At 37.4% G+C, this 10,733-nt stretch carries 7 protein-coding genes and 2 pseudogenes; 8 read left to right on the forward strand and 1 reads right to left on the reverse strand.

Translation table 11 applies throughout. The features are described from left to right. Positions 1–435 precede the first annotated feature (435 nt). Positions 436–752 (forward strand): annotated as a pseudogene (locus tag BLT18_RS18610) (IS3 family transposase); the annotation flags it as partial. 365 nt (positions 753–1,117) lie between these two features. Here the strand turns inward: BLT18_RS18610 and BLT18_RS18875 are convergent. Further along, positions 1,118–1,237: pseudogene (locus tag BLT18_RS18875) on the reverse strand (transposase); the annotation flags it as partial. Between the two features lie 582 nt (positions 1,238–1,819). On the opposite strand from BLT18_RS18875, the gene BLT18_RS17550 reads away from it, so the two are divergent. The 7 genes from BLT18_RS17550 to BLT18_RS17580 form a co-directional block, all read left to right on the forward strand. After that, complete coding sequence (locus BLT18_RS17550; protein WP_175487593.1) at positions 1,820–2,509, forward strand: GntR family transcriptional regulator; 690 nt, start codon at positions 1,820–1,822, stop codon at positions 2,507–2,509. 1,285 nt (positions 2,510–3,794) lie between these two features. After that, the gene (locus BLT18_RS17555; protein WP_091276998.1) at positions 3,795–5,240 is read left to right on the forward strand and encodes a gamma-aminobutyraldehyde dehydrogenase; all 1,446 of its coding nucleotides are present in this window, start codon (positions 3,795–3,797) and stop codon (positions 5,238–5,240) included. A gap of 173 nt (positions 5,241–5,413) precedes the next feature. Then, on the forward strand, positions 5,414–6,814 hold the full coding sequence (locus BLT18_RS17560) for an NAD(P)/FAD-dependent oxidoreductase (RefSeq protein WP_091277000.1): 1,401 nt from the start codon (positions 5,414–5,416) through the stop codon (positions 6,812–6,814). 174 nt (positions 6,815–6,988) lie between these two features. Next, positions 6,989–8,437, forward strand: a complete 1,449-nt coding sequence (locus BLT18_RS17565; protein WP_091277003.1) for an aldehyde dehydrogenase family protein — start codon at positions 6,989–6,991, stop codon at positions 8,435–8,437. 491 nt (positions 8,438–8,928) lie between these two features. Then, on the forward strand, positions 8,929–9,636 hold the full coding sequence (locus BLT18_RS17570; protein WP_091277005.1) for an NAD(P)H-dependent oxidoreductase: 708 nt from the start codon (positions 8,929–8,931) through the stop codon (positions 9,634–9,636). A gap of 299 nt (positions 9,637–9,935) precedes the next feature. Next, on the forward strand, positions 9,936–10,259 hold the full coding sequence (locus tag BLT18_RS17575) for an NIPSNAP family protein (protein WP_175487594.1): 324 nt from the start codon (positions 9,936–9,938) through the stop codon (positions 10,257–10,259). A 238-nt stretch (positions 10,260–10,497) separates the two neighbouring features. Next, positions 10,498–10,733: SDR family NAD(P)-dependent oxidoreductase (locus BLT18_RS17580; protein WP_139184766.1), on the forward strand; the 236-nt coding region annotated here is incomplete at its 3' end.

Below are 10,733 nucleotides of genomic sequence, written 5' to 3' on the forward strand. Positions count from 1 at the left end.
CGGGATGGATATACTAGTTTTATTTTAGGGAGTAAAACTGCGAAAATACTGTAATGTTGAAGCTAACTCTAACAACATTAAATAAGTAAGCGTAAAATAATTCCCGCTTTGTGATATGCTCCCCTTTTGATAGACAGATTATAAAATAAAAATCTGGCTGCTTATGGGGGAGTATTTATTATCTCCAAGAGATATTACTCTGCAGAAGAGATATACGAAATATTAAAGGAATTAGGTTGCTAGATTTGTTGAAATATCGGATGCTTTAAACCGTGCTCCTTCAACTAGCGAAATACTGTGGTGTATTTCTCAGGTATTTTGTGGTAAATACCAGGGGAAAATGGCTGGTGATGTTGAGGAAGAAGCAGTTGAGGAAAAAGTCGCTGATGTCCTTGAGTAATCGCTTCTATAGTTTCAATGCAATTTCTATATTTTGAGGTAACCAGTGATTGTTTTTATCGAAGGACTTTTCATTGTGATTAAGGATGAACATATCAAATGAAGGCCTACAGTCGCAAATGAAGAGAATATTGCATTTTTCAAAGTATATTCACCAATGGAGAATTTATTTGGAATTATGAAACAGGAAATGTACCATGGAAAAATCTATTCCAATTTTGATGAACTGCAACATGTGGTAGATAAATATATAGACTCTTACAACAACAAGCATCAAAGAAAAACTGAATTGGTTGAGTCCCGTTCAGTTCAGAAAAGCGAAAGATGGTCTTCCCACCCCCGTGCCTGCCTGATTGTTTTACAAGAACATCCGTCTGTCAAGAGTCACTTCATTCCTTCTTTGACACCAGATAACTATGCAAAACAATGCAGTTAAGCACGAAGGGGAGAAAATTTGAAAAAACTCGGAGTAAATTTTCTACTTAGAATAAAAACTTGGGGTCACCTTGTTAGAAGGTGGTTTTTTTTTTACTTTCATATTTGGATTCCCAAAGTTGCTACTTACTCTATTTTTCTATTATAGTAATTTGCATAATCTAGATTTTCACTTAAAAAGATGTAAAAAAATCCAAACAAAATTTGCTCTGTATACAGTTAGTTTGTCGATCCTTATTGATCTTCCTTTACCACTATTCCTTAGTTGGAGGAGGAAACATCATGCTGCCATCCCTAATGGACAATCTATTTTTCCGGTTGCGTGAGACCACCTGAACTTTAGCTGGTTCTTATTCGTTCCCCTATACATCATTTTGTCTCCCATTGAACAACGGGAGGTCCCCATCCATTTTTTCGTTAGCTTCGAAAGAAGATTACGAAAATGTGGAGGCCATCAAGCGAAGCGCGATAGCCGGTAGAAAGCGTACAAAAATAGAGCGCTGAAAATATTGTTCTTATAACCAGGTCGAGAAAAATTGATGTATACTTTTTGTATGAATATGTTGTATGAAAACATTGTATTTGGTAATCTGAAGTTGAACCTCTTGACTTCTAATTTTTGATGCTTCTCAAATGTGTTGTGGACATCTATTCCACAACAAATAGGATAAACCATTTTTAAAGCCATAGGAAAAACTCTTTTTCAAGAATTATAGTGACAACATTGACTAAATGCCCAGCAATAAACCAGTAATTGTTTATACAAAGGTAAGTCTTCGTGCTCACAGTCACATTTATTTGTGCAAGGAAAGGCAACCTACACATATAAAAATGCGGTCACTTCATAACTGGAGTAGCCCACTCACCTCCGCGTGATTTGTAGTTGATGTTTCCTATGGCTATCGATTAGCCAAAATATGGATAGGGACAAACCAATTTCATTGCGTTTTGTGCCTTGAGCGAAGCGAAAGGAATGGGTATAAATATGAAAAAGAAACTATCTTTAAAGGAACATATATACAACGAATTAAAACAAGCAATATTTAGCAGGAAAATCCCTTTAAACACACAATTAAATGAAGAATTATTATCCGAAGTTTTTAATGTTAGTCGTACTCCAATTCGTTCGGTATTAAAAAGAATGCAGAATGAAAAAATCATACAAATTATTCCTCACAAGGGAGCATATATATATCAGCCTACTCCGAAAGAGTTTGAAGACGTTATTAATTTGAGAATTGTGTTGGAAAAGGAGGCAATTAAAATTGCCTGTAAAAAGGCAACAGAAGAACAAATAAACGAATTAGAAGAGTACACTCTTAAAGAAGAAAAGTTGTATAAAAGTGGAGATTATGCAAACGGCATAAGAACGTCTACAAAATTTCATCACAAGTTAATGACAATGACTACAAATGATTTTATGATTCAATATAATCAAGAGTTAATGAATATCATGAATATTTATATAGTTTTCCATGAAAACACGATTCAAGAAAGCCCTCGCTCCCCGGAAGAACACAGAGAAATAATAAATGCTATAAAAAATAGAGATGAGAAAAAAGCAATAGAATTAATTGATCTTCACTTTAAAAGCATTAGGGATAATCTTAATAATAATCAAAGTGAAAGTAGCGTTGATTTTAGCCGGATTTTCAAACCCTATCCTAAAAGTTAGAAAAAGCACAATGTATCCATAGTGTTGGACACATAAATCGAAAAAATTAGATAAACCATAGCTATAAGAGAAAAACGAGTAGTAAGCAAAAATTTGGCTCTGCCATACATCATCCGTTTAATAGTTTTCAAACTATTGATTTGGCCTTCCAGTACATCATTGTTTCATTCATAACTTAAAGCATTCTGGACGGCCTTAAGTTTCGTTTTCTTTCTAGTGAGATAGAGTTTATTTGAATGACCTTTTCTTTTTTGTTTTCGAATGTGTTCGTCTGAAGACTTCCAGAGTGCAGATAGAACCTTGGATCGAATAGCAATTGGTGGTCCTAATGACAGGTTTGCCCGTTCTTCAGCTATAAGACGGTGTAGAACCAGAACCTGTATAACCTTAACGACGGCATTCTTTTTTAATATCGTCTCCTGTTTTACCATTTATAAAATAGGAATGGAACATTGAACGAAATCGATCAAAAGGAGAAGCACGTTTATGTTAGGTCTTTCTTTTATGCTTAAATACTTGTAGATCGTTCCGCGAGAACTCGCCATACGTCTTGCAATACGGGCGACATGCACCCCTTCTTCAACTCTTGAGCGTACTGGATATCCAGCCAACGCCTTTCTTACCCTTCCCAGCGATTTTGATCCATTTGACGGGTAAAAGAACGAGAGCTGTCTTTTTGAGGATCCTTCTTTGGTCTCCACTTCGATCTGTCCACGATAACACTTGCAGTCTCTCATCCAGATCACACCATATGAAAAAAGGCTGGTTACCACGGTATTACCGCTCCTTTTTAACAGAGCTATACCCATATATTATCAATAAATAACATCACCAAAAGTTCTTAAGAACCACTTTAGTTTATCAGTCACAATTACTCCTAAGATTATAAATGTTATCCCCTCAAAGATGAATCAAAATTTTGTATTACTATTGTAGTAATACAATAATTTCGATTTTAGAGAACAATTAATAAACAGAAAAATATATGTATTGATAGTATTGCATTATTATGATACTATTTAAAAAAACACATAAAAAAAGTACATTTAAAAAAACAATGTTGTTCTACTTTTTATGTGTATTTGTTTAAGGTTTAAGCAGCATTCTGTAGGAACAATAAAATATCAAACCGATTCTAAATTGATGATGGAAAGGGGGGGTGATATTCGATTGAATTTATTGAATATTCATTTCCTTTTGAGGATTTAGATGATGAAAATAGCAATCATAGGCGGAGCGGGAAAATATTAAACCAGATCTTAAGCGAAGAAAGGTTGGAATTGAAATGTCAACTATAATATCCTCGAAAAAGAAAGCTTTTATTGATGGTCAGTTTGTTGATGGAGTTGAGGGGCAGTATGAAGCTGTAATTAATCCTGCAACGGAACAAGTAATTGCCGAAGTACCCGTATGTTCTGAGGAGGATGTTAATCTTGCTGTATCAGCTGCTGAAAGAGCTTTTGAAAGTTGGGGTGAGACAACACCGGCTGAGAGGAGCAAGGCTTTATTAAAATTGGCAGATACTATAGAGCGAAAAGAAGAAGAGTTCATGAAAATAGAGTCTCAGAATGTAGGAAAACCAATCGAAAAAGTAAAAGGCGATATAAGTTTAACTGTGGATAGCTTAAGATTTTTTGCAGGGGCTGCAAGAAATCTACAGGGATTAAGTACAGGAGAATACGTTGAAAACCACACTAGCATGGTTCGTCGTGATCCCATGGGTGTGGTAGGAGCCATTACTCCTTGGAACTATCCGTTGCTCATGACCGCTTGGAAAATAGGACCGGCTTTGGCTACAGGTAATACGGTTGTACTGAAACCATCGAAACTAACCCCTTTGAGCACATTGTTGTTGGCCGAATTAAGTACTGATATATTTCCACCTGGTGTAATAAATGTAGTTACCGGACATGCAAAACCGGTTGGGGATGCCATCTCTCACCATCCCAATATAAAAATGGTGTCAATAACCGGAAGCGTGAATGCTGGTAAGGCTGTTGCCCAGGCGGCGGTGGGAACACTTAAGAAGGTACATTTAGAGCTGGGAGGTAAAGCTCCGGTTATTATCTTTGACGATGCTGATATTTCAGCCGCGATTCAACAGATTAAGATAGCTAGTTTCCATAACAGCGGTCAAGACTGCACCGCTGCTACTAGAATATATGTTTCTGATAAAATCTACGATCGATTCCTTAAAGAACTAATTCCAGTTATCGAGGGTATACAAGTAGGTGATCCTAACTCGAAAAGCACGGAAATGGGGCCGTTAGTTTCGGAAGCCCATCTGAAGGGAGTAAAAGGATTTGTAGATAGAGCTACACAAAACCCCGGTTGTGAAGTACTGACAGGTGGTGTTGCACTGGAGGGTTCGGGTTTCTACTATAAACCTACGGTTATTGTAGGAGCGAAACAGTCTGATGAAATCATTCAGGAAGAGGTATTTGGTCCAGTCATAACTGTTAATCAATTTACTAGTGATGAGGAGGCTATAGAACTTGCTAATGATAGCAATTATGCGTTAACGGCATCCGTTTGGACACATGATCTTGATCGCGCAATGAAAGTGACGAAGCGTTTGCAGTACGGTGCTGTTTGGACGAATACTCATCTTACCTTGACGAGTGAGATGCCTCACGGTGGTTCTAAATTGTCTGGTTATGGGAATGACCTATCCATGTACTCTCTTGAAGAGTATACAGAAATAAAACATGTAATGATTAAAACGCAATAATAAGAGTAGGATTGAAAGTGTGAAGGAACCGTAAACCTTAGCTAATAACAATTCACCCGTGTATTGTAATTTCATTCATGGGCAGCGAATCATTGGAAGCGAAAATTATGTAGTATCAGACAAGCATTCTAGATTACTAGCTTTGCTACAATTAATTTAAGTAGGTGTGTTAAATGAAACAAGGTCAGCATAGCTCCATTAGCTATTGGCTTGAGACTTGTGGGGATAATTTAGAGCCGCGGACACAACTTAATGAGTCTATAAATACGGATGTAGCTATATTGGGTGCTGGATTTACAGGTTTGTGGACTGCCTATTATCTATCGTTACAATATCCAGACCTGAACATTGTTGTTTTAGAGAAAGAAATTACTGGGTATGGTGCGTCCGGAAGAAACGGAGGGTGGTGTTCACCTAAATTCCCCGTGACTCCAAATACTGCCATAAAACGGTATGGTTTGGAGACTGCTAGAAATTTACAGTTAACGATGATTGACTCGGTGTATGAAGTTGAACGGGTAATAAAAGAAGAAAAGATTGATGCTGATTGGGCATTGTCAGGTTCTTTGCAGGTTGCCTTAGGTGAATATGGAACGCCAACTTTAGAAAAATCAATGGAAACTTATAGAAAACTAGGACTTGAAGGTCACTTTCAATTATTGAATAAAGACCAAACCAAAGACCGTGTTCACATTCCAGGGGCAAAGGAAAGTCTTTTTACTAAACCCTCTGCGGTACTAAATCCTGGGAAATTAGTTAGACAACTTGCAAATGTTTTAGAAAAACGTGGAGTCAAAATTTATGAGCAGACAGAAGTGACGAATATCATTCACGGAAGTGCCCATAAGGGCGCTAAATTGGAAACAAGAAATGGTTCAGTTACTGCTGACCGTGCTATTGTCCTTGCCGGGGAAGCATATATGACACAATTGCCTAAATTTCGACGCCACTTAGTCCCTATGTACTCTCTTATAACCATAACAGAGCCATTAAATGAGGAACAGTGGGAAGCTATTGGGTGGAAAGGTAGAGAAACCGTCGGATCAACACGTCTTTCTCTCGATTATATGCAAAAAACCGCTGATGGTAGAATTCTTTTCGGAGGCAGAGGCCAACCATATAGATTTGCATCTAAAATTAGTTCCTCTTTGGACTATCATGAAAAAACACACAATCTTTTAAAGGACAGGCTTTTTCAATGGTTTCCTTCTTTAAAAGGAATACGGTTTACTCATGATTGGGGTGGACCTGTAGGAATGACAAGAGATTGGACACCAAATTTTTTTTACAATCGACAAACAAAAGTGGCAGGAGCTTGGGGGTTTGTTGGGCAGGGCGTCTCAACTGCAAACTTGGCTGGGAGAATCTTATCAGATGTGTTGCTTGAAAAGGATAGCTCCCTAACAACATTACCAATGTTTCAACACCAGTCAAAGAAGTGGGAGCCAGAACCTTTTAGATGGGCAGGGATTCGTTTCGTACAATCTTCGTTGGGTCGAATAGATGAAAAAGCTGAACGTACTGGTCTGGCTCCAAGCGGAAAAACTCTCGCAGAGCGATTAAGCAGTCACTAAACAAATTATCGAAATATAAAGAATTTTTTTAAAGTTAATTAGATTTTTTATCCATTGTTAAATTTGATGTAGATTTACTGTTTTATTTATAGGAAACGAAAAGGCTACAACTGGATAAAGTAATGAGGTCAATTGTCTAGGTATTGAAAAACTCTTTATTAAGGAGATAGTATCATGACCACATTAACAGAATTGTTTTTTGGTTCAATTATTGATGGAAAAAATATAAAAGGCAATGGTCGATTGAATCGAGAGATCCGGAATCCTTATAATAATGAAGTTGTCGGGAAAATTGAACATGCGACAAAAGAGGATGTGGATCATGCCATTGGTGTTGCTGAAAAAGTATATAAAGAAACGATGAAGAACATGCCTGCATATCAAAGAGCAGAAATATTACGTAAGGTTGCAGATTTGTTGGAAATCCAGGCCGAAAACTTTATTCGAACGATTGCCCTCGAAGCAGGGAAACCAATTCGTGAAGGTCGTGCTGAAGTTGATCGTGCCATCCAGGTGCTTCGATTTGCAGCCGAAGGGGCAAAGAATATTTATGGAGAGCAAATTCCACTGGATAGTGCTAGTGGTGGTGAGAATCAACTTGGAATTTCTAGACGTTATCCTATTGGGGTAGTTGTGGCCATTACACCTTTTAACTTTCCATTAAATTTAGTTCTGCATAAAATAGCACCAGCAATTGCAGCAGGTAATACTGTTGTGTTGAAACCAGCAGGACAAACGCCATTAACTGCAGCTTTATTATATAAATTACTTGAGAAGGCGGGGCTGCCTAAAGGTGCGTTAAATATAGTAATGGGGTCTGGTTCTGAATTGGGGGATTCTTTAATTACTGATTCAAGAGTAAAGAAAATAACTTTTACAGGAAGTGGTCCTGTCGGATGGAAGATCAAGGAAAAGGCATTAACTAAAAAAGTGACGTTAGAATTAGGTTCTAATGCTCCTAACATTATATTCGATGATGCAAATCTAGATGATTGTGTTCCGTCTCTCATTAGAGGTGGTGTAACTTTTGCAGGACAAGCTTGTGTTTCCGTCCAGCGGATCTATGCGCAAAGAAATATTTTTCCGTTACTAGTTGAAAAATTAGTTGAGGAAGTGAAAAATCTTAAAGTAGGTGATCCGCTCGAATCGTCAACCGATGTTGGACCTTTAATTTCTGAATCTGAAGCAGGTCGAGCAGAAGCGTGGATTCAGGAAGCAGTTGAGCAGGGGGCGAAAGTGGTTATCGGAGGCAAGCGTAATAATGCTCTAATTGAACCTACTATTTTGGTAGATGTAAACCATCAAATGAAAGTGGTTTGTGATGAGGTATTTGCTCCTATCATGACTGTGATTCCATTTGATACGGAAGAAGAAGTAATTGACCTTGCAAATGATTCAGATTATGGATTACAAGCTGGGGTGTTCACCAAAGATATAAGTCGGGGATTTCGTTTGGCAGATGCACTAGAAACAGGTGGAGTATGGATTAATCAAGTTTCATTAATGCGTTACGATCATATTCCATATGGAGGAGTTAAGTTAAGTGGAGTAGGTAAAGAAGGTGTGAAATATGCTATAGAAGATATGACAGAGTTAAAATTTATCGGAATTAATTTGAAGTAATCTGTTTAGATTACAATGGGTAGCATGAGGTGGCATTAGATGGGTGAGGAGAATGTATGGTTTCTTGGGATAAAGCGAGTGTGTCCATGACATCCATAATCTTCTCATCCGTCCTAGTTGTTGGCAGGGGGTCTCAACTGCAAATTTTGGTTGGAGAATCTTATCAGATGTGTTGCTTGAAAAGGATAGCTCCTTAACAGTATTGCCAATGTCTCAACACCAGTCAAAGAAGTGGGAGCCGGAACCATTAAGTAAGGCAGGGATTCGTTTCGTACAATCTTCGTTGGGTCGAATGGATGATCAAGCTTAACGTACTGGACTGGCTTCAAGCGGAAAAACTCTCGCAGAGTGAATAAGCAGTCACTAAACAAATATTCATGTTAGATTATGTTTCGCTTATTTGAAACTGTGCCTCGTCTATAATGTTCCATTCATATATTAAAACCTGCTGTAACTTTACAAGTAATTAAGTCAAATAAGGGAGACTAATTATGAATGTATTAATTATTTATGCGCACCCAGAACCTAAATCATTCAATGGTGCTTTAAAGAACCTTGCTGTTTCAGAATTGACATCTTTAGGTCATCAGGTCAAAGTATCGGATCTGTATGCGATGAACTTTAAAGCTGTTGCTGATAGCGATGATTTCCTAATGCCACAAAATAAAGATTTTTTAAAATACGCAATAGAACAACAAAACGCAGTTAAAACAAATAGTTTTACAAAAGATATTCAAGAAGAGCATGAAAAACTTCTGTGGTCAGATTTCATTATTTTTCAATTTCCTCTGTGGTGGTTCTCCATTCCTGCAATCTTAAAGGGATGGTTTGATAGAGTTTATGCTTCAGGTTTTATTTATGGAAATGGTATGCAATATGATACCGGCGGTCTCAAAGGAAGAAAATCAATGTTGTCCCTTACAACAGGTTATCCTAAGCATGTTTATGACCCGTATGGAATAGAGGGTGATATTCATGAAAACATACTTTCTCCTATCAATAGATCGCTTTATTTTGCAGGGGTAGAGCCTGTTGAACCATTCATTGCTTGGACTCCATCACATGATGAAGCAGATCGAGAAAGATATTTAGAAGAATATAAAGGGCGTTTGCAGCAACTTTTAGAAATACCTTCTATTCCATATCATCCTCCATCCCATTATGACGAAAACTCCCAATTAAAGATGGAGTACAGATAAGGTAGGTCTACTTTACTGTTTTTAAAGAAAGATTGTTAAAAATTGTAACTAAACAAGCGGGTGCTACAGTTCTCAAACTGGGATCCAGATTCAAGAGCCTTTAATTTTCGACAATCAGGCGCTTTCCTGACATAAGGAAAGCGCCTTCATTAAAAGTCTACCATTACGGTATCTGGATTCTGGTTATGATTCTGTAAATATGGTGTTACTGAATAGAGAGTTACAGAAGGAACAAGAATGTTCCAGTACTATCAGCTTTGCCGAACTCCGAGGGTCAATTTTATGTAAGGGGGATTTCAGTGATTCACGAATTAAGGGAATATTACGTCGCTCCAGGGAAAGTTGCTGCTCTTCACAATCAATTGGAGAAATTGGCAATGCCACTTTTCAAAAAACACGAAATTAAAGTTATTGGATTTTGGAATACAATGATTGGGGAAAACTCTAATTTAATATATATTTGCGAGTTTAAGGATTTATCTCACTATGAAAAGGCTTGGAAATCTTTTATAAATGACCCGGAATGGATTAATGGTAAGACTGAATATGAAAAGGAAGGTCCGCTTACTGTACGAATAGTGTCCAGTGTGATAACTCCAACTAGCTATTCACCTTTACAATAAATGCTCTAGATAATTATTTAATATTTCTTAATTTTTAGTATATTTATATACCGGCTGTTGGTGTTAAATTATTTAACATACTTTTGTGGATTAGCATGATGTATTTTCAGGGGATGATTGGAAAACTGTTGTATAAGTGGCAGAGGAATCATTTGGCAGTGTAAATATTTTAGTCAATAATGCCGGTGTATTTCTCCTCAAGAATCTCAAAAAAATTTCCTTCAAGGGAGGATAAGTGATGACTCGATTAGTAGGAAAAGTAGCGATTATAACTGGTGCAGGAGGTGGCCAAGGGTCTGCAGAGGCAAAGTTGTTTGCGAGTCAAGGGGCCAAAGTCATTGCGACAGATATTCAACTTGAAAAAGCTGAGCAAGTCGTACTAGATATAAACAATCAATACCCCAATAGTGCAGTTGCTGTTAAGCATGATGTATCTTCAGAAGATGATTGGAAAACTGTTGTACAAGTAGCAGA

Origin of the sequence: Alteribacillus persepolensis (assembly GCF_900099605.1) — a bacterium.
Lineage (GTDB): Bacteria > Bacillota > Bacilli > Bacillales > Marinococcaceae > Alteribacillus > Alteribacillus persepolensis.

Coding starts and splice junctions, on each gene's coding strand:
- BLT18_RS17555 (WP_091276998.1), top strand. CDS start 3,795: ATGTCAACTATAATATCCTCGAAAAAGAAAGCTTTTATTGATGGTCAG.
- BLT18_RS17570 (WP_091277005.1), top strand. CDS start 8,929: ATGAATGTATTAATTATTTATGCGCACCCAGAACCTAAATCATTCAAT.
- BLT18_RS17565 (WP_091277003.1), top strand. CDS start 6,989: ATGACCACATTAACAGAATTGTTTTTTGGTTCAATTATTGATGGAAAA.
- BLT18_RS17550 (WP_175487593.1), top strand. CDS start 1,820: ATGAAAAAGAAACTATCTTTAAAGGAACATATATACAACGAATTAAAA.
- BLT18_RS17560 (WP_091277000.1), top strand. CDS start 5,414: ATGAAACAAGGTCAGCATAGCTCCATTAGCTATTGGCTTGAGACTTGT.